We start from the raw sequence: 24,712 nt of genomic DNA on the forward strand, positions 1-24,712 counted from the left end.
GATTATTACTGCAGCAACTGCAGCCGGCTCTTGGCCGTCGTCGCGGCCGGCGCAGTCGGGTAATCCTTCACAATGCGTTGCAGTGTCGACTTCGCCCCAGCCCGGTTATTCAACTCGATCTGGCTACCGGCAACCACCAGCAGCGCATCCGGCGCGCGGGCATTGTCGGGCGATGACTGCACCATCTTGTTGAGCTGCTCGATGGCGCCCTTGAAGTCCTTCTGCGCATACCGGCTGCTGCCCAGGTAGAACAGCGCCGAAGGCACCATTTCGCTATTGGGATACAAGGCCGTGAACGCGGTCAGGGACTCGGCGGCATCCTTGTACTGCCCCTTGCGGTACAGATCGATGGCGCCGTCATAAGCGGATTGTTCTTGCGGGTCACCCGCCGTCGCGCTACCCGTATCGCCGGGATTGCCACCGCCCGCGGGGCGATTGCCGCCAGCGGGTTGGCGCGTCGCCAGCTCCAGCTGGTTCTGCAACTGCTGGATCTGCGTCTGCAGGGCCTGGATCTGGTCAGCCAGTTGCAGGCGCGCGCGCACGTTCTGGTCGTTCTGTTGCTGGACTTGCTGGCGCAGATCAAGAATGGCCTTGCGCGCATCATCGTCGGCAAATGCGTTGGCGGGTGAAGACAGGGCGGCAAACGCCAGGCCGGCAGTCAATACCAGGCTACGCAAAGGGAATACTCGATCGCTCATAAAAATTCCTGGAAAAGAAGGGGGCCCCACAAAAAACAAGCGTCGGGCGGCCTAGACCGTCCCGACGCATTGTGGGGCTATCAAATATCAGGCGTCGTTGAGATTAACGCAGATAGTTGATGTCCGCGCGGCGGTTTTCGGCGAAATCAGCTTCCGACGAACCCGACGACTTCGGCTTTTCCTTACCGAAGCTGATGGTTTCGATCTGCTGATCGCTGACGCCCAGCAGCGTCATCGTGCGGCGAACGGCATCCGCACGGCGCTGGCCGAGGGCCAGGTTGTACTCGGCACCGCCGCGTTCGTCGGTGTTGCCTTCGACCTTCACGCGCTGTTGCGGATGCGAAGCCAGGTAGCGGGCGTGGGTTTCCACGAGACCGCGGTACTGGTCCGACACCGTGTAGCTGTCGAAGTCAAAGTACACCGAGCGTTGTTGCGCCAGGATGCTTTGCGGGTTGAAAGGATCAAGGATCTCGCCCGAGTTGGCGGACGAGCCTTGGCCAGCGCCAGCGCCCTGACCCGCTTTATCGTCGAGAGGGACGGAGCTGCAAGCTGCCAGAGTGGCGGCCAGAGCGGCAATGGTCAAGCTTTTGGCAATGCGCGACTTCATGATAGTTCCTTTGAAGAGAGAGTCACACGTGTTATCGGGTAAATGGGCCCCAAGTTGGTTCACGTATTTCCCCATTCAGTACCGAAAGCGTCTGCCGTACGCGGCCGTCACTCGATACCCCCGCAAGGACGCTACGCCCGCCTTGTGTAGCGGCGTAGAGTACCTGCATGCCATTCGGGGCGAAGCTTGGAGACTGATCGTCACGACCATCAGTCAACAAGTTTTCGCTGCCGGACGACAGGTTTAACGAAGCGATGCGAAACGCACCGTCTCGTCTAGCAACGTACAGGAGCGTCGAACCGTCTGGGGAAATTCGGGGTGAGATGTTGTAACCGCCGTTAAATGTCAGGCGGCGCGGTTCGCCACCGTCCAGACCTACCTGGTAGATCTGCGGGCCGCCGCTACGGTCACTCGTGAAAACTAGGGAACGGCCGTCAGGCGTGAACGCGGGTTCCGTATCGATGCCCGGCGAGCGGGTGATACGGCGCAGGTTCGAGCCGTCGGCATTCAAAACATAAATTTGGGACAAGCCATCGCGGGTCAGGGCCACGGCCAGCGAGCTGCCGTCCGGCGACCAGGCGGGGGCCGAGTTGTTGCCCTTGTAGTTGGCGATAGGCACGCGCGCGGTCGAGGACAGCGTGCGGATGTAGACCACCGGCTTGCCGGATTCGAAGCTGACGTAAGCCAGGCGGCTGCCATCGGGCGACCAGGCGGGCGAAATGATGGGCTCGCGCGAGCGCAGGGCGACCTGCGGATTCTGGCCGTCAGCGTCGGCGACCTGCAGTTCGTAGGTGGCGCCCAGCTTCAGCACATAAGCGATGCGGGTGGAGAACACACCACGCACGCCCGTGATTTTCTCGTAAATCCGGTCGGCGATCTGGTGGGCCACGCGGCGCAGTTCCTGCTCGGTGCCGGAGAAGGCGACGCCGTCGAGCTGACCCTTCTTGACCGTGTCGGCCAGGCGATAGCGCACGTCATAGCGGCCGTCGGCGCCACGCTGGATGCTGCCGTAGGCGAGGAAGTCGGCACCCTTGCCGCGCCAGTCGTCATAGGCCACGGGGCTGTCGACATTCAGACCGGCGCCGGCGGCGTTGATCAGGCGGAACTGGCCAGTGCGATTCAGGTCGGCACGGATGATTTCGGCCAGGGCACGGCCGTGGGCATCGTCCACCGCGAAGTCAGCGATGGCGACGGGATATTGTGTTGCGCCGGTGCCGGAAATATCCACACGCAGTTGTGCGTGGGCCGGGCGCCCGACGAACAGGGCCGCCAGTAACAGCAGCAGGCCCAAGGCATACATCCGCATTGCGGCGTAATGCGCAGGTCGGCTAGAGACGGGGGTCATGAGTGGCAATCTCCTGTCAGTCGTACATTCGATAATTGATTTCGATCAGCGGCTCGTACCGTCCCGTCGAAGGCTTCGGGAACGGGTTGCAGCGGCGGATCCCGGTTTCAACAGCACGGTCGAAACCTGTGTTGCCCGAGGAGCGGGACAGGGTGACCCCCGCGACGCTGCCATCCGAACGTAACTGTACCCGGTATTCGGCCGTCGGATTTTGCGATCCGGCTCGCGGCGGTGACGGATACGACACGCCAGGCTGGATGCAGGCACGCACCTTGGCGCCGTAGCCGTCGTCGCGTCCACCACCTGCCTGATTGCGGTCGGCGGTTCCGTTCGGTATACCCGCGGCGCCCATGGCGTCATTACGGAAAGCGTCGCGCAGCGCCTTGTCGGCCGCGGCCTTCTTGGCGGCGGCGGCTTTGTCGGCGGCGGCCTTTTCAGCGGCCGCCTTGTCAGCAGCGGCCTTCTCGGCGGCAGCCTTGTCAGCAGCGGCTTTGTCGGCAGCCGCCTTCTTGGCGGCGTCATCCTTGGCTTTCTTCTCGGCGGCGGCCTTGTCAGCGGCCGCCTTGTCGGCAGCAGCCTTGTCGGCGGCGGCTTTTTCAGCAGCGGCTTTCTCAGCGGCAGCCTTATCCGCCGCGGCCTTGTCGGCGGCGGCTTTCTCCGCGGCAGCCTTCGCTGCGGCGGCTTTCTCGGCGTCCTTGCGTTGTTGTTCCAGCTTGGCCTTTTCCTTCTCGGCCGCTTCCTTGCGTTCCTGCTCCAGACGCGCCTTTTCCTTGGCGGCTTCAGCCGCCTGGCGGTCCTTCTCTTCCTGTTCTTTCTTCTTGCGAGCCTCTTCCAGCGCGATCTCGGGGTCCGGCTCGTCCTTGGGCTGCACCTGCGGGGTCGGCGTGGGCGGCGGCGGCGCGGGCGCGGGTTGGGGCGGCGGAGGCGGCGGCGTTTGCGGCTGCGGTTCCGGCTGGGGCTGCGGCTTGGGCTGGGGTTGCGGAGGCGGCGGCGCGGCGTCGGGCGTATCGCCCTTGGCCCACAACTGCACTTGCACCGGGCCCGGGTTCTCCGTATGCCAGCTGACCCCGAAAATCAAAATCAGGAACAACAGCAAGTGAGCCAGCAAAGCCAGCCCCAGCGCCTTCCAGTTGTCCTGGGCAGGCGGGCGCTCGGGCGGACCGCTGTGATGTTTGATGATCGGAGGAGGCGTCATGAATATTGCAGTGGTGGTTTCGGCCTGGGCGGCTCGGCGTGCGTGGTGGCTCAGCGGCGCTTGGGTTGCGCGGCCGGCTGGCCAGCGGCGCTGGCCGCGGCACCCGTCGAAGACTGCTGGTCGACCAGCAGGCCCAGCCGGGTCACGCCATTCACGCGCAACTCGTCCATGACCTTCATCACCGATTCGTAAGGCACCTTGCCGTCGGCCGCGATCACCACGGGCGTTTCCGCCGTGATGCGCTGGCGCACCTGGTTGACCAGCTCGGCGCGGGCGATGGTTTCCGGATTCGCGCCCGGTTCACGCATGCGCAGGGCAATCTCGCCATTCGACGAAATCTGCACTTCGAGCGGCTTGACCGGCACATCCGATGCCGCGCCCACCGAAGGCAGGTTGATCAGCCCGGGCGTGATCAGCGGCGCGGTGACCATGAAGATCACCAGCAGCACCAGCATCACGTCGATATAGGGCACCACATTGATATCGGACTTCATGCGGCGGCCGGCGCGGCCGCCCGAACGCATCGATCCCATCAGCGCACCTGCCGTTGCAGAATGTTCAAGAATTCATCGACAAAGCTGTCGAAGCGGATCGAGATGCGGTCGATATCGTTGGTATAGCGGTTGTAGGCCACCACCGCGGGGATGGCGGCGAACAGGCCGATGGCCGTGGCGATCAGCGCTTCGGCAATCCCCGGCGCTACCGATGCCAGGGTGGCCTGCTGCATGTTCGACAGGCCGATGAAGGCGTGCATGATGCCCCACACCGTGCCGAGCAGGCCGATATAGGGACTGACCGATCCCGCCGAGGCGAGGAAGTTCAGGTGCGACTCCAGGGCGTCCATCTCGCGCTGATAGGCGGCGCGCATGGCGCGGCGCGGGCCGTCCAGCAGGGCTTCGGCGTTGGCGCTGCCACGGCGGGCCTTGAGGAACTCGGTCATGCCGGCGTCGAAAATACGGGCCAGCGCGCCTTGTTCGGCGCGGCGGCTGGCGACGGCCTGCTGCAGCATGGACAGATCACCGCCCGACCAGAAGTCGTCTTCGAAGCGGCGGGTTTGCTGATGCGCCCGCTTGATGGCGATCAGTTTGCCGAAGATATACGTCCAGGACATGATGGAGATGCCCAGGAGCATCAGCATGATGAGCTGGACCGGCACGCTTGCGTGGCCGATCAGCGTAAACAACGACATGTCGTTGGAGACTTGCATTTTTATCCCTGAATAGATTCCAGTGTTACGCGGAGGTCCTTGGGTAATTCCGCGGGTCGCAGGCTGCTTGCATCCACACAGCCCACTTGGATGCTTCCTTCGGCCAGCAGTTCCCCCTCGCGAAGCACCCGCTGCGCGAAGTGTATCGAAGCTCGCCCCAGCCGTGTAACGGAGGTTTCAACACTAAGGAGGTCGTCGAGTCGCGCAGGCTTACGGTAGGACATGTCCAGACTGACCACCACGAAGAGGCGTCCGGTCTCGGCGGCCATGCGGTTTTGGCCGTACCCGAGGGTACGAAGCCATTCCGTGCGTCCGCGCTCCATGAATTTTAGGTAATTAGCGTAAAAAACGATTCCGCCGGCATCCGTATCTTCGTAGTAGACACGGATGGCCAGCGTCGAAACCTTGGCGGGGGAAGAATTCAAAGGGTGTCCAGCTTGGCCAATATCTGATCCAGCGCTTCGTCCAAGCCTATCTTGGCCGCTTCGGACTCACGTCGGGCTTGCAATTCCAGCACGCCGTCCTTGAGCCCGCGCTCTCCAACTGTTACGCGCAGGGGCACGCCGATCAACTCCCACTCGGCGAACATGACACCCGGTCGCGCATCGCGGTCATCGAGCAGAACATCGATGCCACGCTCGCGCAGCGCTTCATAGAGATCATTAGCGGTGTTACGAACTGTTTCACTTTTCCCCCATCCCACAGGGCAAATCACCACTTCGAAGGGGGCAATGGGGCGGGGCCAGATAATACCCTTACCGTCGTGATTTTGCTCGATCGCCGCGGCGGCGATGCGCGTGACGCCGATGCCGTAGCAACCCATCTGGATCACGGCGGGTTTGCCGGTCTCGTCCAGGAAGGTGGCTTTCAGGGCTTCCGAGTACTTGGTGCCCAGGAAGAACACATGGCCCACCTCGATACCGCGCTGGATGGCCAGGGTGCCCTTGCCGTCCGGGGCGGGGTCGCCCGCCACCACGTTACGCAGGTCGGCCACCGCTTCGGGTTCCGGCAGGTCGCGGCCCCAGTTCATGCCGACGTAGTGGAAGTCTTCGCGGTTGGCGCCGCAGACCATGTCGTGCATCTTGGCGACGGTCGAGTCGGCCACCACGCGCACGGGCTTTGCCGTCTTGATCGGGCCAAGATAGCCAGGTTTGCAGTCGAAATGCTCGACGATCTCGGCTTCGGTGGCAAAGCGGAAGCCCTTGTCCAGGCCCTTTACCTTGCTGACCTTGATTTCGTTCAGGGTGTGGTCGCCGCGCAGCAGCAGCAGCCAGATCTCGACCGGGCCTTTTTCCGGCTCGGTGGCCAGCACCAGCGACTTCAGGGTGGTTTCGAGCGGAATCTTGAGGAAAGCCGCGACGTCCTCGCACTTGGCGGCGCCCGGCGTGGGCACCGCTTCCAGCGCGCGCGACGGCGCGCCGCGCTCGGCGATCAGCGGACCCGATTCGGCCAATTCGATATTGGCGGCGTATTGGCTGTCGGGGTTGTAGACGATCAGATCTTCGCCGGTATCGGCGATCACCTGGAATTCATGGCTGCGCGTGCCGCCGATGGAGCCGGTGTCCGCCGCCACGGCGCGGAATTCCAGGCCCAGGCGGGTGAAGATCTTCATGTACGCGGCGTACATGACGTCGTAGCTGGCCAGGGCGCTGGTCTCGTCACGGTCGAAGGAGTAGGCGTCCTTCATGGTGAATTCGCGGCCGCGCATCAGGCCGAAGCGGGGGCGGCGTTCGTCCCGGAACTTGGTCTGGATGTGATAGAAATTCACCGGCAGCTGGCGCCAGCTGTGGATTTCATTGCGGGCAATGTCCGTGATCACTTCCTCGGAAGTGGGCTGCAGGACGAAATCGCGGTCGTGGCGGTCCTTGATGCGCAGCAGTTCAGGACCGTACTGCACCCAGCGGCCCGATTCCTGCCACAGCTCGGCCGGCTGCACCACCGGCATCAGCAGCTCGATCGCCCCGGCGGCGTTCATTTCCTGCCGGACGATGTTCTCGATTTTGCGGATGACGCGCAGGCCCAAGGGCATGTACGTATAGATGCCACCCGCAAGCTTGCGGATCATGCCCGCACGTGTCATGAGCTGATGGCTGACCACTTCGGCTTCGGCCGGGGCCTCTTTGAGGGTATTGATGTGATAGTTGGAGGCTCGCATGGTTTCCAGGTGGCGGCAGGTACGTATAATCAGGCGTAATTGTATTGAATTTGCTGGGGGTGGCCCATGCTTGACCGCGAAGGCTACCGTCCCAATGTCGGCATCATTCTCGTAAATAGCAAAAACGAGGTCTTTTGGGGTAAGCGGATAAGGGAGCATGCATGGCAATTCCCGCAGGGCGGGATCAAGTACGGGGAGAGTCCCGTACAAGCCATGTACCGCGAACTCCATGAAGAGGTAGGGTTGAATCCCGAGCATGTCCGCATATTGGGACGTACACGCGATTGGCTGCGCTACACCGTGCCGGACCACTTCGTCCGGCGCGAATGGCGTGGCCATTACAAAGGACAGAAGCAGATCTGGTTTTTGCTACGTCTCGTCGGGCGCGACAGCGATGTCTGCCTGCGCGCGACGCAGCATCCGGAATTCGACGCCTGGCGCTGGAGCCAGTACTGGGTGCCGCTGGACGCCGTCATCGAGTTCAAGCGCGAGGTCTATACCAACGCCTTGAACGAGTTGTCGACGATTCTGTTCCGGCGCCACCATGAAACCCGCTATCTGCGCCAACGTGTGCACGGACAGCGGGCCAGCGAAAACTCGGGCGGAGGAGCCGACGGGCATGCGCATATTGCTGGTTGAAGATGAAAGAGATATGGCATCGTGGTTGGTGCGTGCCTTGGCTCAGAGTGGATTCGTGCCCGATCACGCGGCGGACGCACGCACGGCCGAAGCCTTCATGGCCGGGACCGAATACGACGCCATCGTGATGGACCTGCGCCTGCCCGACAAGCACGGGCTGGTGGTGCTGCGTGAAATGCGCAATCGCGACGACCGTACCCCGGTGCTGGTGCTGACGGCGCAGGGCGCGTTGCAAGACCGCGTGCGCGGCCTGAACCTGGGTGCGGACGATTTCCTGACCAAGCCTTTCGCCCTGGAAGAGCTGGAAGCACGGCTGACCGCCCTGGTGCGGCGCAGCCGTGGCCGGCAACATCCGCGGCTGCAGTGCGGTTCCCTGGCTTACGACAGTGAAAGCCGTGCCTTCACCCTGGACGGTTCCCTGCTGTTCCTGACGCCGCGTGAACACGCGGCTCTGGCGGCGCTGTTGACCCGCAGCGGCTATCCCGTGGACAAGTCGCAGTTGTTCGGCAAGGTCTTCAACCACGACAGCGAAGCCAATCCGGACGCCATCGAGGTGGTGCTGCATCGGCTGCGCAAGAAACTGGCGGGCAGCGACATCCGCATCGTCACGGTGCGCGGGCTGGGCTACATGCTGGAAAGCGTGACCAGCAGCACCAGCGAATCGGCCGAGGCATAAGGACCAGCCCTTCCATGATCGTCTTCGAGCGGCGGTGCCATGGCCCGGCCGCCTAGCGCCCGCGCGGCCCGCTTGCGGCTGCTGCGCCCACGCCTGGGCATACGCACGCTGCTGTTCATGCTCCTGCTGCCGGGGGTGGTCGCGTTATTGGTCATCGACAGCTGGAACGACTACCAGACCCTTTCGGAAATCACCAACGACGCGTATGACAGCGCCTTGCTGGAGCCGGCGCGCGTCCTGGAAAGCAGCATCGAATTCACCAGCGACGGCCGCCTGCAGGTCGCCACGCCTCTCTATGCGCAGGTCATGCTGGAATCCCGCGCCGGCCTGCGCAAGTACTACCGCATCGAGGAAATCAATCCGCCCCTGGCGGATGGCCAGCCGGCGCCCGAGGCGGCCGGCCACACCTTATTGGGCATGCCCGACCTGCCGCGGCCGCAGCCCTGGCCGCGCAGCAACGGCGCGCCGGTCTTCTACGACGGCGTCTACCGCGACGACCCGGTGCGCCTGGTGGGCATCCTGCGCGATCTCTATTACCACGGCGTTCATCGCCAGGTGCTGGTCCTGGTCGGCGAAAGCACCAGCAAGCGGATCGAGGCCGAGCGGGCGGCCCAGCGCCAGGAGTTCCTGCGCGACGCCCGCATGCTGGCGCTGGTCGTGCTGATGGTCTGGTGGGGCGTGGCGTGGGCGCTGCGGCCCCTGCATCGCCTGCGCAGCGACATCCGCGCCCGGTCGCCGGACGACCAGACGCCGTTGGACGCCAGCGGCGTGCCGTCCGAAGTCGCGCCCCTGGTCGAGGCCGTCAACCACCATATAGAAAGGCATCGGCGCATGCTGGCCGAGCAGACCCAGTTCCTGGACGACGCTTCGCATCAATTGCGCACGCCCCTGGCCATCATGTTGACGCAGGCCCAGTACGCGCTGCGTGAACGCGATCCCGACGGCATGCGGGAAGGGCTGCGCGGCATCATCGGGCAGCTGGGGCGCAGCCGGCGGCTGACCGAACAGCTGCTGCAGCTGGCCCACGCCAGCCAGGGCGAGCTGACGGCACGCAAGGTCCTGGATATCAATGACCTGGCGCGTGACGTCGTCCTGCAGTACCTCCCTCTGGCGCACGAGAAGCAACAGGACCTGGGTTGGGATGGCGCGGCGGAAAGTCATGGCGACGCCGTAGGCCATCAGATTGAGAGCGAAAGCAGTCTGACAGCCGTGGCCCCCGTCGCGGGCAGCGAGGTGGAGCTGCACGAAGCCCTGTCCAATCTGGTTCACAACGCCGTCAACTATGCACCATCCGGTGCACGCATCACGGTTTCCGTGGTGGTCCAGGATGACCGCGTGGAGGTGCGCGTGGCCGACAACGGCGCCGGCATCGAACCTGCCTTGCGCGCCCGTGCCTTCGAGCGCTTCAACCGCGCGGGCGCCGAAGGCGGGCAGGGCGCCGCCAGCGGATCCGGCCTGGGCCTGGCCATTGCCCGTGCCTACGCGCGGCGCAACGGCGGCGACATTCTGCTGCAAGATGGTGAATCCAATGCCAGCGGCGGGGTGGGCCTCAGCGCCGTATTATGGATTCCCCTGCTAAGGGATAACCCTCTGATTCAGGGTCTAGACAGCGTAAAGAAAGCGGATTAGCAGCTTCCCTCCTTATTCTGCGTTCCAGGCTCACATCGGTTGTGAGGGGGCGGTGCTCAACCGAGCATTACCCGCGGGCAGTTTAGAGCCCTGGTTTTCGGAGGATTGCGGTGGAAACATCCAAAAGAACAATTAACAAGGACTATTACGGCGGTGCCCTGATGGTCCTGACTGGCCTGGGGGCGATATATGGCGCAATTAGCTATAACATCGGCACCCTGAGCCACATGGGACCGGGATTCTTCCCGGCGTCCATTGGCGGCTTGCTGGTTCTGACCGGCATCCTGATCGCCATAGGTGCGCGCTCGGACAAGCCGGCGGAACAAGTGCCGGGCGGTCATGCCCACGGCATGCCGGACATCCGCGGCGGTGTCTGCATCCTGCTCAGTATCGTGGCGTTCATCGGTTTGGGTGAATACGGCGGCCTGCTGCCGGCGACGTTCGCCATCACTTTCATTTCAGCCCTCGGTGATCGCAAAAACACGATCCTGCAAGCCGTGTTGCTGTCCCTGGCCATGGTAGTCATCGCCATCGTCGTGTTCTGGTGGGCCCTGCAGTTGCAGCTCCCGCTGTTTCGTTGGGGTTGATCGCCATGCATCAAGCACTTATTGATCTCTGGTACGGTTTTGGCGTCGCGTTCGAACCCCATAACCTGATGTGGTCCTTCTTCGGCGTGCTGGTGGGTAACCTCATCGGCGTGTTGCCCGGCATGGGCGCGCTGTCGGCGATTTCCATTCTGCTGCCGCTCACGTACGTGATGCATCCGGTGCCCGCCATCTTGATGCTGGCCGGTATCTTCTACGGCTCGCAATACGGTGGCGCCATCGGCGCGATCCTGCTGAACCTGCCCTCGCACCCGCCGCATGCGGTGACGTGTCTGGACGGTTACCCGATGACCAAGGCCGGCAAGGGCGGCACGGCATTGGGTATCACGATGATTTCGTCGTTCTTTGCCGCTTCGGTCGGCATCATCGTGATGATTTTCGCCTCGCCGCTGCTGGTGGAAATCGCCTTCAAGTTCGGTCCGACGGAAATCTTCTCGATCATGCTGCTGGGTCTGCTGGCCGGTGCGACGATGTCGCGCGGTTCGCCCCTCAAGGGCGTGGCGATGACCCTGTTCGGCCTGCTGTGCGGCGTGGTCGGCACCGATGTCAACACCGGTACCATCCGCTTCTCCTTCGGCCTGCTGGATCTGTCCGACGGCCTGGAACTGGTGGCGATCTCCATGGGTCTGTTCGGCGCCGCCGACTTCCTGGTCAGCGTCAACAAGATGTCCGCGATCACCACGTCGACCAAGCTGAAGCTGCGCGACATGCGGCCTTCGATGGCGGAAATGAAGGAAGCCTTCCTGCCGATGGTGCGCGGTACGCTGGTGGGCACGCTGTTCGGTGCCATGCCCGGTACCGGCCCGACCATCACCACCTTCATTGCCTACGCGCTGGAGCGCAAGGTCTCGAAGACGCCTGAGCGTTTCGGCACCGGCATGCTGGCTGGCGTGGCGGCTCCTGAAGCTTCGTCGCACTCGAAGACGCAGGTCGACTTCATCCCGACGATGAGCCTGGGTATCCCTGGCGACGCCGTGATGGCACTGATCCTGGGCGCGTTGTTGATTCAAGGCATCCAGCCCGGCCCGCAGCTGATCACCGAGCATCCGGACATTTTCTGGGGCCTGATCGCCAGCTTCTGGGTGGGTAACGTCCTGCTGATCGTCTTGAACGTGCCGCTGATCGGTGTCTGGGTCAAGCTGCTCAAGGTGCCGTACAAGTACCTGTTCCCGTCCGCGCTGTTCTTTATCGCGGTGGGTGTGTTCTCGACGCAGAACAGTCTGTTCCAGATCTGGGAAGTGCTGGCCTTCGGTATCATCGGCGCCTTGCTGATGGCACTGGATTTCTCGGTCGCCCCGATCCTGCTGGGCTTCGTGCTCGGACCCATGGTTGAAGAAAACTTCCGTCGCGCACTGCTGCTGTCGCGCGGCGACATGATGATCTTCATCCAGCGTCCGATCAGCGCCTGGTTCGTCGCTGCCAGCGCCTTGCTGATCATCGTGCAAATCTGGGCCCGCCTGCGTAAGGGCAAGGGCAAGAAAGACTTGCTGCCCAAGACTGCATAAAGAAGACCCCCCCGTACCGCGCTACGCGCGGCCCCCAGGGGGCGGCACTGGCGGACCGGAAGGAAAGATCCACCCCAGCGCGCTGCGCGCGCACCCCTCAAGGGGCGGCACTGGCGAACCGGCAAAGTCGGCTCCGCTGTGCCCCGGATGGCAAAAGACCTGTGCGACGCACAGGTCTTTTTTTTTGCCGGGGTGCCGCGCGGCGGCGCAGGCCGCCCAGCGCCCGGCGTGCTATGGTTTTGCACTTCCATAGCCCCTGCTCGAACTGGATTCCCATGCACGTACTCTTCGCGCTTCCTCACCGCAATCCCGACGAATGGCTGCCCGGCCTGCAAGCCGAGCTACCCGATTTCAAGATATCGGTGTGGGACCCGGCCGGTCCGCCTTCCAACGCCGACGTGGCGCTGGTGTGGAAGCCGCCCGCGGAGCTGTTCAAGCACGAGACCAATCTGAAGGCGGTGTTCAACCTGGGCGCCGGCGTGGACGCGCTGCTCAAGATGAAGGAAATTCCCGAGCACGTGCAGATCGTGCGCCTGGAAGACGCCGGCATGTCGGTGCAGATGGCGGAATATGTGCTGTACGCGCTCTGGCGTGAGTCGCGCACCTTCGCCCGTTACGAAGCCGATCAAGCCGCGGGCCGCTGGGAGCCGCTCGAAGGCCTGCGCCGCAGCCAATGGCCCGTGGGCGTGCTGGGCCTGGGCGTGGTGGGCGCGCGCGTGGCCGAGGCGCTGGCCGCCTTCGACTATCCCGTGGCTGGCTGGTCGCGCACGCCGCGCGAGATCGCGGGGGTGCAGACCTATTCCGGAGCGGATCAATTGCCCGCCTTCCTGGCGCGCACCCGCGTGCTGGTCAACGTGCTGCCGCTGACGCCGGAAACGGAAAGCATCCTGGATCGGGCCACGCTCACCCAGCTGCTGCCGCACGCGCACCTGATCAACGTGGGGCGCGGCGAACACCAGAACGAAGACGACATCCTGGCCCTGCTCAACGAGGGCCGGCTGGACAGCGCGTCGCTGGACGTCTTCCGCACCGAACCCCTGCCTGCCGACAGCGGCCTGTGGACGCATCCCCGCGTGCACGTCACGCCGCACATCGCGGCGAGCACCCTGCGCGAGGAAACCATCGTGCAGATCGCCGGCAAGATCCGCCAGCTGGCGCGCGGCGAGCAACTGACCGGTGTCGTTGCCCGCGCGCGCGGCTACTAAGACATCAATCCTTCAGGCGGCGCAGCAGGCTGCTGGTATCCCAGCGGCCGCCGCCCATCTTCTGCACGTCACCGTAGAACTGGTCGACCAGCGCCGTCAGGGGCACGCGCGCGCCGTTGTGGCGCGCTTCGTTCAGCACCAGGCTCAGGTCCTTGCGCATCCAGTCGACGGCAAAGCCGAATTCGAACTTGTCGTCGACCATGGTGCCGCCGCGGTTCTCCATCTGCCAGCTTTGCGCGGCGCCCTTGCTGATCACGTCCAGCACCAGCTTCATGTCCAGGCCGGCGGTCTTGCCAAAGGCGACGGCTTCCGCCAGGCCCTGCACGACACCGGCGATGCAGATCTGATTGACCATTTTCGCCAGCTGGCCCGCGCCGGGCTCGCCCACCAGGGTGACCGCGCGGCCGAAGGCCTGCGCCACCGGCTTGATGGCATCGAACACGGCCGTTTCGCCGCCGCACATGACGGTCAGCACACCGTTCACCGCGCCGGCCTGGCCGCCCGATACCGGGCCGTCGACGAATTGCAGGCCCAGGGTGCGTGCCTGCGCGTAGAGCTCGCGCGCGACGTCGGCCGATGCGGTGGTGTGATCGACGAAGACCGCGCCCTTGGCCATGCCCGCGAACGCGCCGTCACCGCCCAGCACCACGCTGCGCAGGTCGTCGTCGTTGCCGACGCAGGCGAACACGATGTCGGCGCCCGCCGCCGCTTCGCGCGGCGTCGCGGCCGACTGGCCGCCGAATTCCTTGACCCATTCCTGCGCCTTGGCGGCCGTGCGGTTATAGACCGTTACTGCATGGCCCGCGCGCGCCAGGTGCCCGGCCATGGGGAAGCCCATGACGCCAAGGCCCAGAAAGGCCACTTTCTTGGGCGCGACGGTGTCGTAGGTCTTGGTGCCGATGGATGCCATGCAGAATCTCCGAGGAAAGGGGTGAGTAGCCGTAGTTTAATAGCCGGCCGCCAGGCCGTCGCGCCGGCTGTCGCTGGCGGCCACGTAGCCGTCCACGGCCGGATCGCCCAGCCGCCAGATGAACTGCCCCGAGCCGAAGTCCATATACGGATCATCCAGGCCTTCCAGCACATGGCCCCGCGCGCGCAGCGCTTCCTGTACGGCATGCGGCAACGCCGGTTCCACGTCGACGGACCGGCCATGGTTCCATTTCCAGCGCGGCGCGTCGCAGGCGGCCTGCGGCTGCTGGCCGTAGTCCAGCATGCGCACCAGCGTCTGCAGATGCCCCTGCGGCTGCATATTGCCGCCCATCACGCCGAAGCTCATCACCGGTGCGCCGTCGCGCATCAGGAAGCCGGGGATGATGGTGTGGAAAGGGCGCTTGCCGCCCGCCACCACGTTGGCATGGCCGGGTTGCATGCTGAAGCCGTGGCCACGGTTCTGCAGGCTGATGCCCGTGCCCGGCACCACCACGCCCGAGCCGAAGCCCATGTAATTGGACTGGATGAAGCTGACCATCATGCCGTTGCGGTCGGCCGCCGTCAGGTACACCGTGCCGCCGCGGGGCGCATGGCCGCTGCCGAAATCCTGGGCCCGGCCCGGATCGATCAGGCGGGCGCGTTCGGCCAGATAGGCGGGGTCCAGCAGCGCCTCCGGGCTTAGCGACATGTGGGCCGAGTCGCCCACATGCGCATAGACGTCCGCGAAGGCCAGCTTCATGGCCTCGATCAACAGATGCTGCGTGTCGGGGTGATCGACCGGGCGTGCCGCCACGTCGAAGTTCTGCAGGATGCCCAGCGCGATCAGGGCCGCGATGCCCTGGCCGTTGGGGGGAATCTGATGCAGCGTGTGGCCGCGGTAGTTCTGGGCCAGCGGCGTGACCCATTCGGGCTGGTAGTCGCGCAAATCCGCCAGGGTCAGCGCCGCGTCGTGGGCCTGCGCGTGCGCGACCAGCTTGTGCGCCGTCTCGCCTTCATAGAAATCGCGACCGCTGGTGGCGGCGATGCGCTTGAAGGTGTCGGCCGCGCCCTTCAACACGAAATGCTCGCCGACCGCGGGCGGGCGGCCGCGCGGCAGGAAATGCTCGGCGAAGCCGGGCAGGGGCTGCAGCACGTCCGCTTGCGCGGCCCATTTCTGCTGCACGATGGGCGAGACGGCGCAACCGCGTTCGGCGTATTCGATGGCGGGGGCCAGCACATCGGCGAAGGCCAGGGTGCCCATCTTCTCGTGCAGCGCGGCCCAGCCGGCCACGCAACCCGGCACCGTCACGCTGTCCCAGCCTCGCATGGGAATGGCGCCATTGTGCTTGCGCTTGAAGTAGTCCACGCACCATGCCGAGGGCGCGCGGCCGGAGGCATTGATGCCATGCAGGCGCGAGCCGTCCCAGACGATGGCGAAGCAATCCGAACCCAGGCCGTTGCTGACCGGTTCGACCAGGGTCAGGACGGCTGCCGCGGCAATCGCCGCGTCTACCGCATTGCCGCCGCGTTCAAGAATGCGCAGGCCGGCCTGCGCAGCCAGGGGCTGCGAGGTGGCAACGACGTTGCGGGCGAAGACGGGGGTGCGGGTAGTTCGGTAGGGGTTGTGCCAGTCGAAGGTCATCAGGGGGCTCGGAACAAAGACAGGTACGGGGTAAACCCGTACTTTAGCGTAAGCGATTGTGTGCGCTGCACCATTTCTCAAAACGCCTGGTGACAACCGGGTGAGACCCAATGAAAAAGGGCACCTTGCGGTGCCCCTTGAGGAAGTGTCGGGCGGGCCGTATTGCGCCCGCCGCAACATCAACCTTCTTCGACGAAGGTCTCTTCACGCTTCCTGCGGATCGACGGCAGCGCCACGATCACGATCAGCGCGACTGCGAAGGCCAACAGGCTGGCCGACAGCGGACGCGTGATGAAGGTCGTGAAGTCACCACGCGACAGCAGCAGGGCACGACGGAAGTTTTCTTCCATCATGGGGCCCAGCACCAGGCCCAGCAGCAGCGGTGCGCCTTCGCACTTCAGCTTGGACCAGACATAGCCGATCACGCCGAAGGCCGCGGTGGTCATGATGTCGAAGGTGTTGTAGTTCAACGAGTACACACCGATCGTGCAGAACACCAGAATCGCCGGGAACAGCACGCGATAGGGAACCTTGAGCAGCTTCACCCACAGGCCGATGAGCGGCAGGTTCAGGACCACCAGCATCAGGTTGCCGATCCACATCGAGGCGATCAGGCCCCAGAACAGTTCCGGATGGCTGGTCATCACCTGCGGGCCGGGCTGGATGTTGTGGATGGTCATCGCACCCACCATCAGCGCCATCACCGCGTTGCCCGGGATACCCAGGGTCAGCAGGGGGATGAAGGAGGTCTGGGCGGCCGCGTTATTGGCCGATTCCGGACCCGCCAGGCCGGCCGGATGGCCCTTGCCGAAGCGCTTCGGATCCTTGGCGATCTTCTTTTCCAAGGTGTAGGAAGCGAAGGACGAAAGCACCGCGCCACCGCCAGGCAGAATGCCCAGGGCCGAACCCAGGGCCGTGCCGCGAATCACGGCGGGCCACGATTCCTTGAACTCTTCCTTGTTGGGGTACAGCGAGCCGATCTTGTCGGTGATGTCGACGCGGTTTTCCTTCTGCTCCAGGTTGGTCATGATTTCGGCGAAGCCGAACACGCCCATGGCGACGATGGCGAAGTCGATGCCGTCCTGCAGTTCCGGAATGCCGAAGTCGAAGCGAGCCACGCCCGAGTTGACGTCGGTACCGACCATGCCCAGCAGCAGACCCAGGATGATCATGGAGATAGCCTTGGGCAGCGAGCCCGAGGCCAGCACCACGGCGCCCACCAGGCCCAGGCACATCAGCGAGAAGTATTCGGCGGGGCCGAACTTGAACGCGACTTCAGCCAGCGGGGGCGCGAAGGCGGCCAGCAGCAGGGTGGCCACGCAACCGGCGAAGAACGAACCCAGGGCGGCGATGGCCAGCGCGGCGCCCGCGCGGCCATTACGAGCCATCTGGTGCCCGTCCAGCACGGTCACCACCGCGGAGGTTTCTCCGGGCAATGCCACCAGAATGGCGGTGGTCGAACCGCCGTACTGTGCACCGTAGTAAATACCGGCCAGCATGATGAGACCGGCCACGGGCGGCAGCACGTAGGTAATCGGCAGCAGCATGGCGATGGTCGGGACCGGGCCGATGCCCGGCAGCACGCCGATCAGCGTGCCCAGGATGCAGCCCAGCAGGGCGTACAGCAGGTTTTCCGGCGTGAAGGCCACGCTAAAACCCAGCATGAGGTGATCAAGCAATTCCATGTCGGGCGCTCCTTAATTCGAGCCGAGGAAAGACGGCCACAGCGGGAAGATGAGTCCCAGGCCTTTGATGAACGCCAGATAGGAGAACACCACGAGGAAAATACCGTTGGCCACGGCGATCTTCCAGCTGAACTCATGGCTCGCCAGGCTGCTGATGACCACGAGGAGGAATACGGAGATGTAGACGCCGAGGAACTTCAGGACCAGACCGTACAGGACGACCGAGAAGACCACGAGGAACAGGACACGCCAGTCGAAACGGTCGATATGGGTCTCGGTGGCCTTGGGCATCATCGAGCCGATCAGGACGACGGCGCCGAGGAGGGCCAGGACCATCCCCAGCCAGAAGGGGAAGTAGCCCGGTCCCATCCGGGCAGCGGTGCCCATCTGGTAGCTGGCGCCTTTGAACGCGAATCCCAGGCCCAGGGCGATGAACATCACCCCCGACCAGAAATCCTGCTTGTTTTTAAGCTGCATGGTTGTCTGCTCCTAGTTACAGCATGTGATAAACATGTTCAGGTGAGTGTGTGCAAACTGAAAGTAAATTCAAAGTCCGAAGATGGCCGAATGGTAATGGCTCTGATGGCAAACTGAAACCCTGTAATTTGGCTGAAAGGCTATGGTTTTCCCTAGATTTAGGGTTCATCCGACGTCAAGTTGTAAGGATTACGCCGAAATGGCAGTCGAATGAAAGCTAAATGAAAGTGAAAAGAAAGTACCAGGAAAGGATGCCGGGAACTTTGTCTCGGGAAAAATACATAGCCGGGAGGTCGGTCGGACGTGCTGGCTTTCAGCCAATCGCATTTTCGTCACGCCGCTGGGCATAAGGTGCCCAACCCGCAGCTTTCAAATCGACAGTCCCGTTGACAGCCCCGCCGCGGGCGAAGGGGCGGCAGGGAATGCCGCGCCCTGTGCAACCAGGCCGGTGGACTCACTGTAGGCAGCCCGGACCAGAACTCCCAAGGTTCGCGGGTTTCTCGCTCCGATGCTCTCGGGTTTCCAGCTCCGATGCCAAGCTGCGGGGCTTACGGGGCGGCAGCCCCGTAAAGCAAAATCCGCGAGGTGCATGGGGGGCAGCCCCATGAACAAAAATCCGGATGTAACCACCCAGTGCCGCGCTGCCTCTTATATATATGCGCATAAACTCCGACCCCTCTATATAAGAGGAAGGAACGCCCTCCAGGCGAGGGCAGCCAACACTTTGCCCCCGTCCTACCGAATATTGCCAGGTATCACACGGTGCATTCGCCAGTGTTTCGGCGCGCGAGATGGTTTACGATAGCGCCCATGCTGCAAGACCTCGACAATCTCGCCGCCCGAATCGGGCAATTGGTGCAACGTACTCGCCAGCTTCACGCTGAACGCGATGCTTTGCGGGCACGCCTGCATCAGGCGGAGCAGGAAGCGCGCGCACTGCGCACTCGCTGCGATGATGCGGACGACAAAGTCCAGCAACTGCAGGACCGTCTGCAGAATCACGACAGCGAAGTGGGCGGTCGCCTGGCGCAAGCCGAAGCGGCCGAAGCCACACTGCGCGCCGAACTCGAACGGCACGTGCAGCAGCTGCATGTGCTGGAGTCACAAGCCTCGGCGCGTGAAAACGAATGGCAGTCGCGCCTGGCCGCGCGCGAGACCGACATGCAACGTCTGCGTGTCGCCGCGGTGGCCGCGCGTGAACGCATCGACGCGGTCCTGGCTCGTCTGCCGGGCGCTTCGGTGGGAGAACAGGCATGAGCATGGAGCGTTTCGAGGTTTCTATTTTGGGCCGCGAGTACTCGATGGCCTGCTCCACCGAGGAAAAGCCGCAACTGCTGGCGGCCGTGCGCCATGTCGACGTCCTGATGCAACGCATCCAGGGCACCGGCAAGGTTTCGAGCAATGAACGCATCGCCGTGATGGCCGCGTTGCAAGTCGCTGGCGAGCTGTTGGCCGTCAAGGCGCCCGATGGTCCGCTGGGCGGTTTGGCAGTTGGCGACTTCAAGCGTAGAATTGAGGACATGAACTCTTTGCTCGATGACGCACTGTCGGGTCAGGAAAAGCTGCTGTAATCAGCAACACAAGTTTTTAAGCCGGACCTCTCAAGTTCGGTTTCAGTTTGTCCCTGCTGTGCTCGTGACTGGACCATACATTCTCTGAACCTATGTCTTACGGCATACCGGTTGTGTGAATGTGGAGCTAGCGTGATCGTCTCTCTGTCAGACGAACCCAAAGTTCTTCCGATCGCGACCACCTTGAACCTCAGGGTTCGAGATGCCGGTCCTGACGGCACATGCGGGGCATCTCTCCAAGCGGGTCTGCCAGTTGGCAGGCCCGCTTTGGTTTTTGCGGATTGCTGTTTTGCGTCCGCCATTCAGCGTCTGTTTTCTATAGGGAGCACCTTCCTATGCGCAAGCTCACTCTCTCTTCTTCCTTCGAACGCCTTGTGGTGCCCGCCGCATTGGGTGTCGCCTTGGCGTGCGCCGCGCCGCTTGCCCGCGCGCAATCCGGCCACGACGGGGCCGCTTCGTCCGCAACGGCAGCGGGCGGCGCGCAAATGCCCAGTCCGGGCGCGCCGCAAATGGCGCTCACCGCATCCGCGTCGATGGACGTGCGGCCGGATACGGTGCTGATCACCTTGAACGCGGAGGTAGACGCGCCCGATCAGCCGGCCGCGGGCCGCAAGCTCAGCGCCGCGCTCGATGACCTGGTCAAGCGCGCGGGCGGCGTGGATCAGGTCAAGGTGCGCACCGAAGGCTTCAATGTGTGGCCCGTCAACAATGACAAGGGCAAGATAGGTGGCTGGCGCGGGCAGGGCAGCATCGTGCTGGAGTCCACCCAATTCGAAGCGGCGTCGGCATTGGCCGCCAAGCTGTCGGACAAGAGCGCGATCTCGAATATTGCCTTCAGGCTGTCGCGCAAGGCGCACGACGACGCGGAGCGCAAGCTTTTGAACGACGCGGCGGAAAGCTTCCGGCAGCGCGCCGTGGCGGCGGCATCGGCGTTCGGCTTTTCCGGCTACCGCATCGTCAAGCTGGACCTGGGCGGCGGCGGGGGCAGCGTGGTGCCCGTGCCGCGCGCCATGATGGCGATGGCCAAGGGCGGCGGCGCGGCCCCTCCGACGGAAGTGCCGCTGCGCCCCGACACCATCACGGTTTCGGTTGATGTGTCAGGGACGATCGCTTTGCAGTGACGACGTAGATGCCGATGCCCAGGAGCACCATGGGCACGGACAACCACTGGCCCATGCTCAGGCCCCCGGCCAGCAGGCCCAGGAAGTTGTCGGGCTCGCGTGTGAATTCCACCAGGAAACGGAAAATACCGTAGCCGATCAGAAATACCGCGCTCACCTGGCCGGTGGGTCGCGGTTTGCGCGCGAACACCCACATGATGGTGAACAGGGCGATCCCTTCCAGGCCCAGCTCATAAAGCTGCGAAGGATGGCGCGGGATGCCATCGCCCGAGCCCGGGAAGACCATCGCCCATGGCACGTCCGTCGGACGGCCCCACAATTCACCATTGATGAAATTGCCCAGACGTCCCATCGCCAGCGCCAGCGGGATCAGGGGCGCGATGAAATCGCTGACCATGAACAGCGACTGGCCGCGGCGCCGGGCGAAGAACAGCATCACCAGGATCACGCCGATCAGGCCGCCGTGGAAGGACATGCCGCCTTGCCACAGGTAAAAGATTTCCAGCGGGTGCGAGAAGTAATACGCCGGCTTGTAGAACAGCACATAGCCCAGGCGCCCGCCGGCGACCACGCCCACCACGCTATAGAAGATGATGTCTTCCAGGTCACGCGGGGTATAGCCGCCCGCGACCTTGCCATGCGACAGGCGCCAGCGGCCCAACAGATAAACCAGGCCGAAGCCGAACAGATACATCAGGCCGTACCAGTGCACGGCCAGCGGGCCGATCTGCACGGCGATGGGATTGAATTCGGGATAGCGCAGCATGGATAGTTTCGATAAACGACGTTGGCCGATGAGTGGTTGACCGTAGCGGTTGTCCGCCGGACACGCCCACTGGGCGTGTCCGGCAGGTCACTGATATTAACCGCCCCGGCGCACGGCTCCCTGAAACGCCGCGTCCGTATACGCCGAAACCTGTCCGCGGCCGCGGCCTTGTCAGGCGACGCGGTATTTGATCGCTTCTCCCGGGGCGAGTTCGCTGGCGCGCTTCAACACATTTGCGATTATCCAGATGCTGCCGGCCACGAAGAGCGCCGCGATGTCCACGCTGCCGACGCTCAAGGCAAGCACGCGCTGGCCCGCGTCCTTGCCCAGGCTCAACCAGACGCTCAGTGCGCCATTGCAGACAATACTGAGCAGGCACCAGAGCAGCAGCGCCTTGCTCACTTTCTGGAGATGCCCGGCGCCGGCCGCCGAAAAATAATTGGCGTGCGCGTAGGCAAGGAACAATTGGCGCAGATGCCGCAGGCCATGGGCCAATACGAGCAGGGGAATGCTGGTGAGGGTCAGTACTCCCAGCAGTTGCCATCCCGGCAGGTCCTGTAGCTCGATATTGAGGGTGGCCGCCAGGTCGGTGGCGCTGTTGGTGAACTGCTTGCTCAAGCCGAAGCACGCCATCGCATTGCACGTGAGGATCAGGGTCGTGAACACGGGCGTGACGGCGGCCATGCGGCGGCTGTGGCGGACTAGGCGATCGTTGGTCATGGGTACGTTCCTGGGTTGATGGGAGCGCCCATGGTCCGTGAAGCGATGATTTCCGGACAATGAGAACTTTCTGTATGTGCGGTAGAACTTCTCTATATAGAGAGAGGTCTTATCGGCTCGGAGCTGGCCAGCCAATTCGGTTACGATCGACCGCCACCAGCGTTGTCATGGAATTGTTCGATGTTCTCTAGGATTAGCCGCGCCTGGCGCGTGGGGTTCTGTAGTTTGATAGCCGCCGCGGCCCTGCCGTTGGGCGCGGGCACGGCTGCCGCGCAGACCGCGATTCCGGCCCAGGTGGCCGAATTGCTTCGGGGCAAGGTGTGCCTGGGATGCCATCAGGTCGATTCGCCGCGCGTCGGTCCGCCGTTCCGGGCGGTGGCCCAGCGCTACGGCAGCCAGCCCGAAGCGCTGGATTATCTGGTGCAGTCGATCCGTAATGGCGGCCGTTATCGCTGGGGCAAGCTGTCCATGGCGGCGCAGCCGCAGGTCAGCCCCGACGAGGCCAGGCAGATCGCGCAATGGATACTCACGCTGGCGCCGGCGCCAGCAGCCGCGTCGCCCTCCGCGTCGCCTTCTGCGTCACCTTCCTCGCCTGATTCCGCCGCGGCGCCCGCCCCCAAGTAAGCGGGCGTTGCGCAAGGCCCCGGTCACTTCACCGCGTCGGCTCCCGCCGGCTTGAGCACGCCCCGGCGCATCTGATCCAGTTCGATCGATTCGAACAGCGCCTTGAAATTCCCTTCGCCGAAGCCCTCGTTGCCTTTACGCTGGATGATCTCGAAGAAGATCGGGCCGATCTGGTTCTCCGTGAAGATCTGCAGCAGCAAGCCGCCGCCCGGCGCGCCGTCCAGCAGAATGCGATTACGTTCCAGGCGCGGCGCGTCCTCGCCATGTCCTGGCAGGCGCTTGTCCAGCAGCTCGTAATAAGTCTGCGGCGTATCCAGGAAGCGCAAGCCATTGGCGCGCAGCGTCTCCACCGTGGCGTGGATATCCTCGGTGGACAGCGCGATGTGCTGTATCCCCTCGCCATGATAGAGATCCAGATATTCCTGGATCTGACCTTTCTCTTCGGTCCCTTCCTCATTGATAGGGATGCGGATATTGCCGCAAGGCGACGTCATCGCCTTGGACTTCACCCCGGTGACCTTGCCCTCGATATCGAAATAGCGCACCTCGCGGAAATTGAACAGGCGCTCATAGAACTCGGCCCATTCCCCCATGCGTCCTTTATGGACGTTATGCGTCAGATGGTCGACCAGGGTCAGCCCCGCACCCGTGTGATGCAGGTCGGTCTTGGCGGTGTCCGGATTGATGGGTTCGAAGTCGACGTCGTAGATGCTGATGTCGCCTATGCCGCCATGACCCGCCTTGCCGCGCCAGCGATCCACCAGATATATAAGCGAGTCGCCGATGCCTTTGATGGCGGGGATGTTCAGTTCCATCGGTCCGCTATGTGAATCGAAGCCCCACGCGCCCAGCTCCAGCGCGCGGCGGTAGGCCGCCGCGGCATCGTCCACACGGAAAGCGATGGCACATATGGAGGGGCCATGCAGGCGGGCGAAGCGTTGCGCAAAGGAATCGGGTTCGGCATTGACCAGAAAATTGATGCCGCCCTGGCGATAGACGACCACATCCTTGTGGCGGTGCCGCGCGATGGGCTTGAAGCCCAATAGTTCGAATACGCGGCGCAGGGCCGCGGGATCCGGGGCTGCATACTCGATGAATTCAAAACCAGACGTGCCCATGGGATTCTCCCAGGGCTGGAATGCAGTCGTCATGATGTGAGTTCCCTTGATGTGTGGTTTCACATGCCTGGCTTCACTATAGATGCAGCCGCCATGCCTCAGCTAAAGGGGGAATCCCGGGGGGGAAGGAGATGAGTCTGAGAAAATTTCCAAATACTTTTGTTTTTTTAGCCCGTTGACTTGCGCACGCCAAAAAAACCGTGCTATAGTCTCTCTCTTCGCTGCTCAAACGCAAACGCGACAACGAACCGGAAGCCCCAGGGCTGCGATTCGTAGCCAAGCAGAGTAGCGAAGGTGAAGTGAGGTGATGAAGCAGTTTTAAGGTTCAGCGCATAGCGCGCCCCTCGAAACGGTTTCAGCGAGATCCGGCAACGGGTCGAGCAAGCAGACTTCAAATGCAAGGCGGTGACTTCAAAGAAGCACGCAGCGTTTGAAAGAAGTAAAAAAAGTTCAGAAATGAATTTGACAACTTCGAAAAACTGCTTCATAATCTCGTTTCTCTGCTGCTGAAACAGCAACGCGGCGAAAGCAGCGAAGCGAATCAGGTAAAACGGCAGGCAAGCAGTTGGCAGTACCGCTCTTTAACAACGAAACAACCGATAAGTGTGGGCGC

General features: G+C 63.3%; 25 protein-coding genes, 1 other RNA gene and 1 pseudogene. 11 read left to right on the forward strand and 16 right to left on the reverse strand.

Going from position 1 to position 24,712, the window contains the following annotated elements; translation table 11 throughout:
• Positions 1-5: 5 nt before the first annotated feature.
• From ybgF to ASB57_RS28505, 8 genes are all read right to left on the reverse strand, one after another.
• Positions 6-698, reverse strand: coding sequence for a tol-pal system protein YbgF (gene ybgF, locus ASB57_RS28470; RefSeq protein ID WP_057655297.1), 693 nt, complete (start codon positions 696-698; stop codon positions 6-8).
• A gap of 103 nt (positions 699-801) precedes the next feature.
• On the reverse strand, positions 802-1,305 hold the full coding sequence (gene pal / locus ASB57_RS28475; RefSeq protein WP_057655299.1) for a peptidoglycan-associated lipoprotein Pal: 504 nt from the start codon (positions 1,303-1,305) through the stop codon (positions 802-804).
• A 31-nt stretch (positions 1,306-1,336) separates the two neighbouring features.
• The gene (gene tolB, locus ASB57_RS28480) at positions 1,337-2,650 is read right to left on the reverse strand and encodes a Tol-Pal system beta propeller repeat protein TolB (RefSeq protein ID WP_057655301.1); all 1,314 of its coding nucleotides are present in this window, start codon (positions 2,648-2,650) and stop codon (positions 1,337-1,339) included.
• 16 nt (positions 2,651-2,666) lie between these two features.
• On the reverse strand, positions 2,667-3,845 hold the full coding sequence (gene tolA / locus ASB57_RS28485; protein WP_057655303.1) for a cell envelope integrity protein TolA: 1,179 nt from the start codon (positions 3,843-3,845) through the stop codon (positions 2,667-2,669).
• Positions 3,846-3,895: 50 nt separating this feature from the next.
• Positions 3,896-4,378: a protein TolR gene (gene tolR / locus ASB57_RS28490; RefSeq protein ID WP_057655305.1), complete on the reverse strand. Its 483-nt coding sequence runs from the start codon at positions 4,376-4,378 to the stop codon at positions 3,896-3,898.
• Complete coding sequence (gene tolQ, locus ASB57_RS28495) at positions 4,378-5,052, reverse strand: protein TolQ (RefSeq protein WP_057655309.1); 675 nt, start codon at positions 5,050-5,052, stop codon at positions 4,378-4,380. The genes tolR and tolQ overlap by 1 nt, the downstream gene beginning before the upstream one ends.
• 2 nt (positions 5,053-5,054) lie before the next feature.
• Positions 5,055-5,477 carry a tol-pal system-associated acyl-CoA thioesterase gene (ybgC, locus tag ASB57_RS28500; RefSeq protein WP_057655310.1) on the reverse strand — a complete coding sequence of 141 codons (423 nt, stop codon included), beginning with the start codon at positions 5,475-5,477 and terminating at the stop codon, positions 5,055-5,057.
• On the reverse strand, positions 5,474-7,207 hold the full coding sequence (locus ASB57_RS28505) for a proline--tRNA ligase (RefSeq protein WP_057655312.1): 1,734 nt from the start codon (positions 7,205-7,207) through the stop codon (positions 5,474-5,476). The genes ybgC and ASB57_RS28505 overlap by 4 nt, the downstream gene beginning before the upstream one ends.
• A 66-nt stretch (positions 7,208-7,273) precedes the next feature.
• Here ASB57_RS28505 and ASB57_RS28510 point away from each other — a divergent pair, with 66 nt between their 5' ends.
• The 6 genes from ASB57_RS28510 (at position 7,274) to ASB57_RS28535 (ending at position 13,466) form a co-directional block, all read left to right on the forward strand.
• Positions 7,274-7,846, forward strand: a complete 573-nt coding sequence (locus ASB57_RS28510; protein WP_057655314.1) for an RNA pyrophosphohydrolase — start codon at positions 7,274-7,276, stop codon at positions 7,844-7,846.
• Positions 7,827-8,522 (forward strand): response regulator, encoded by a 696-nt coding sequence (locus tag ASB57_RS28515; RefSeq protein ID WP_057655315.1) that lies wholly within the window; start codon positions 7,827-7,829, stop codon positions 8,520-8,522. The genes ASB57_RS28510 and ASB57_RS28515 overlap by 20 nt, the downstream gene beginning before the upstream one ends.
• Positions 8,523-8,561: 39 nt before the next feature.
• Positions 8,562-10,151, forward strand: coding sequence for a sensor histidine kinase (locus tag ASB57_RS28520; protein WP_057655317.1), 1,590 nt, complete (start codon positions 8,562-8,564; stop codon positions 10,149-10,151).
• 161 nt (positions 10,152-10,312) lie between these two features.
• The gene (locus ASB57_RS28525) at positions 10,313-10,738 is read left to right on the forward strand and encodes a tripartite tricarboxylate transporter TctB family protein (RefSeq protein ID WP_057655320.1); all 426 of its coding nucleotides are present in this window, start codon (positions 10,313-10,315) and stop codon (positions 10,736-10,738) included.
• 5 nt (positions 10,739-10,743) lie between these two features.
• On the forward strand, positions 10,744-12,261 hold the full coding sequence (locus tag ASB57_RS28530; RefSeq protein ID WP_057655322.1) for a tripartite tricarboxylate transporter permease: 1,518 nt from the start codon (positions 10,744-10,746) through the stop codon (positions 12,259-12,261).
• A gap of 275 nt (positions 12,262-12,536) precedes the next feature.
• Positions 12,537-13,466, forward strand: coding sequence for a glyoxylate/hydroxypyruvate reductase A (locus ASB57_RS28535; RefSeq protein ID WP_057655325.1), 930 nt, complete (start codon positions 12,537-12,539; stop codon positions 13,464-13,466).
• Positions 13,467-13,470: 4 nt separating this feature from the next.
• Here the strand turns inward: ASB57_RS28535 and ASB57_RS28540 are convergent, their stop codons facing one another.
• The 4 genes from ASB57_RS28540 to ASB57_RS28555 all read right to left on the reverse strand — a co-directional run bounded on the left by ASB57_RS28540 (position 13,471) and on the right by ASB57_RS28555 (position 18,179).
• Positions 13,471-14,376, reverse strand: coding sequence for an NAD(P)-dependent oxidoreductase (locus ASB57_RS28540; RefSeq protein ID WP_057655328.1), 906 nt, complete (start codon positions 14,374-14,376; stop codon positions 13,471-13,473).
• Between the two features lie 36 nt (positions 14,377-14,412).
• On the reverse strand, positions 14,413-16,017 hold the full coding sequence (locus ASB57_RS28545) for a gamma-glutamyltransferase family protein (RefSeq protein WP_057655330.1): 1,605 nt from the start codon (positions 16,015-16,017) through the stop codon (positions 14,413-14,415).
• A 179-nt stretch (positions 16,018-16,196) separates the two neighbouring features.
• Entirely contained in the window at positions 16,197-17,702 is a 1,506-nt protein-coding gene (locus ASB57_RS28550; protein ID WP_057655331.1) for a tripartite tricarboxylate transporter permease, read from the reverse strand.
• A 12-nt stretch (positions 17,703-17,714) separates the two neighbouring features.
• Positions 17,715-18,179 (reverse strand): tripartite tricarboxylate transporter TctB family protein, encoded by a 465-nt coding sequence (locus ASB57_RS28555; protein WP_057655333.1) that lies wholly within the window; start codon positions 18,177-18,179, stop codon positions 17,715-17,717.
• An 810-nt stretch (positions 18,180-18,989) separates the two neighbouring features.
• On the opposite strand from ASB57_RS28555, the gene ASB57_RS28560 reads away from it, so the two are divergent.
• The 4 genes from ASB57_RS28560 to ASB57_RS28570 all read left to right on the forward strand — a co-directional run bounded on the left by ASB57_RS28560 (position 18,990) and on the right by ASB57_RS28570 (position 20,871).
• Complete coding sequence (locus ASB57_RS28560) at positions 18,990-19,436, forward strand: hypothetical protein (RefSeq protein ID WP_057655335.1); 447 nt, start codon at positions 18,990-18,992, stop codon at positions 19,434-19,436.
• Positions 19,437-19,438: 2 nt separating this feature from the next.
• Complete coding sequence (locus ASB57_RS28565; RefSeq protein ID WP_057655336.1) at positions 19,439-19,750, forward strand: cell division protein ZapA; 312 nt, start codon at positions 19,439-19,441, stop codon at positions 19,748-19,750.
• 47 nt (positions 19,751-19,797) lie between these two features.
• Positions 19,798-19,984: non-coding RNA, 6S RNA (ssrS, locus tag ASB57_RS30880), on the forward strand.
• Between the two features lie 101 nt (positions 19,985-20,085).
• Positions 20,086-20,871 carry an SIMPL domain-containing protein gene (locus ASB57_RS28570; protein WP_057655337.1) on the forward strand — a complete coding sequence of 262 codons (786 nt, stop codon included), beginning with the start codon at positions 20,086-20,088 and terminating at the stop codon, positions 20,869-20,871.
• Here ASB57_RS28570 and lgt read toward each other — a convergent pair.
• Both lgt and ASB57_RS28580 read right to left on the reverse strand, forming a co-directional pair.
• Complete coding sequence (lgt, locus tag ASB57_RS28575; RefSeq protein WP_057655339.1) at positions 20,828-21,637, reverse strand: prolipoprotein diacylglyceryl transferase; 810 nt, start codon at positions 21,635-21,637, stop codon at positions 20,828-20,830. The two genes, ASB57_RS28570 and lgt, sit on opposite strands and share 44 nt — an antisense overlap.
• 171 nt (positions 21,638-21,808) lie before the next feature.
• Positions 21,809-22,357, reverse strand: coding sequence for a DUF2975 domain-containing protein (locus tag ASB57_RS28580; RefSeq protein ID WP_057655342.1), 549 nt, complete (start codon positions 22,355-22,357; stop codon positions 21,809-21,811).
• A 180-nt stretch (positions 22,358-22,537) separates the two neighbouring features.
• Here ASB57_RS28580 and ASB57_RS28585 point away from each other — a divergent pair.
• Positions 22,538-22,903, forward strand: a pseudogene (locus ASB57_RS28585) (c-type cytochrome); the annotation flags it as partial.
• A gap of 101 nt (positions 22,904-23,004) precedes the next feature.
• On the opposite strand, the gene hppD reads toward ASB57_RS28585, so the two are convergent.
• Positions 23,005-24,132: a 4-hydroxyphenylpyruvate dioxygenase gene (hppD, locus tag ASB57_RS28590; protein WP_057655344.1), complete on the reverse strand. Its 1,128-nt coding sequence runs from the start codon at positions 24,130-24,132 to the stop codon at positions 23,005-23,007.
• Positions 24,133-24,302: 170 nt separating this feature from the next.
• The gene (locus tag ASB57_RS31245) at positions 24,303-24,587 is read right to left on the reverse strand and encodes a hypothetical protein (RefSeq protein ID WP_156414299.1); all 285 of its coding nucleotides are present in this window, start codon (positions 24,585-24,587) and stop codon (positions 24,303-24,305) included.
• Positions 24,588-24,712 lie beyond the last annotated feature (125 nt).

Source organism: Bordetella sp. N (assembly GCF_001433395.1).
GTDB lineage: Bacteria > Pseudomonadota > Gammaproteobacteria > Burkholderiales > Burkholderiaceae_B > Bordetella_C.

Coding starts and splice junctions, on each gene's coding strand:
- ASB57_RS28525 (WP_057655320.1), top strand. CDS start 10,313: ATGGTCCTGACTGGCCTGGGGGCGATATATGGCGCAATTAGCTATAAC.
- ASB57_RS28530 (WP_057655322.1), top strand. CDS start 10,744: ATGCATCAAGCACTTATTGATCTCTGGTACGGTTTTGGCGTCGCGTTC.
- tolA (WP_057655303.1), bottom strand. CDS start 3,845: ATGACGCCTCCTCCGATCATCAAACATCACAGCGGTCCGCCCGAGCGC.
- ASB57_RS28550 (WP_057655331.1), bottom strand. CDS start 17,702: ATGGAATTGCTTGATCACCTCATGCTGGGTTTTAGCGTGGCCTTCACG.
- tolB (WP_057655301.1), bottom strand. CDS start 2,650: ATGACCCCCGTCTCTAGCCGACCTGCGCATTACGCCGCAATGCGGATG.
- ASB57_RS28540 (WP_057655328.1), bottom strand. CDS start 14,376: ATGGCATCCATCGGCACCAAGACCTACGACACCGTCGCGCCCAAGAAA.
- ASB57_RS28505 (WP_057655312.1), bottom strand. CDS start 7,207: ATGCGAGCCTCCAACTATCACATCAATACCCTCAAAGAGGCCCCGGCC.
- tolR (WP_057655305.1), bottom strand. CDS start 4,378: ATGGGATCGATGCGTTCGGGCGGCCGCGCCGGCCGCCGCATGAAGTCC.
- lgt (WP_057655339.1), bottom strand. CDS start 21,637: ATGCTGCGCTATCCCGAATTCAATCCCATCGCCGTGCAGATCGGCCCG.
- ASB57_RS28580 (WP_057655342.1), bottom strand. CDS start 22,357: ATGACCAACGATCGCCTAGTCCGCCACAGCCGCCGCATGGCCGCCGTC.
- ASB57_RS28555 (WP_057655333.1), bottom strand. CDS start 18,179: ATGCAGCTTAAAAACAAGCAGGATTTCTGGTCGGGGGTGATGTTCATC.
- ASB57_RS31245 (WP_156414299.1), bottom strand. CDS start 24,587: ATGAAGCAGTTTTTCGAAGTTGTCAAATTCATTTCTGAACTTTTTTTA.
- ASB57_RS28535 (WP_057655325.1), top strand. CDS start 12,537: ATGCACGTACTCTTCGCGCTTCCTCACCGCAATCCCGACGAATGGCTG.
- tolQ (WP_057655309.1), bottom strand. CDS start 5,052: ATGCAAGTCTCCAACGACATGTCGTTGTTTACGCTGATCGGCCACGCA.
- ASB57_RS28520 (WP_057655317.1), top strand. CDS start 8,562: ATGGCCCGGCCGCCTAGCGCCCGCGCGGCCCGCTTGCGGCTGCTGCGC.
- ybgF (WP_057655297.1), bottom strand. CDS start 698: ATGAGCGATCGAGTATTCCCTTTGCGTAGCCTGGTATTGACTGCCGGC.
- ASB57_RS28545 (WP_057655330.1), bottom strand. CDS start 16,017: ATGACCTTCGACTGGCACAACCCCTACCGAACTACCCGCACCCCCGTC.
- ASB57_RS28570 (WP_057655337.1), top strand. CDS start 20,086: ATGCGCAAGCTCACTCTCTCTTCTTCCTTCGAACGCCTTGTGGTGCCC.
- ASB57_RS28565 (WP_057655336.1), top strand. CDS start 19,439: ATGGAGCGTTTCGAGGTTTCTATTTTGGGCCGCGAGTACTCGATGGCC.
- pal (WP_057655299.1), bottom strand. CDS start 1,305: ATGAAGTCGCGCATTGCCAAAAGCTTGACCATTGCCGCTCTGGCCGCC.
- ASB57_RS28510 (WP_057655314.1), top strand. CDS start 7,274: ATGCTTGACCGCGAAGGCTACCGTCCCAATGTCGGCATCATTCTCGTA.
- ASB57_RS28515 (WP_057655315.1), top strand. CDS start 7,827: ATGCGCATATTGCTGGTTGAAGATGAAAGAGATATGGCATCGTGGTTG.
- ASB57_RS28560 (WP_057655335.1), top strand. CDS start 18,990: ATGCTGCAAGACCTCGACAATCTCGCCGCCCGAATCGGGCAATTGGTG.
- hppD (WP_057655344.1), bottom strand. CDS start 24,132: ATGACGACTGCATTCCAGCCCTGGGAGAATCCCATGGGCACGTCTGGT.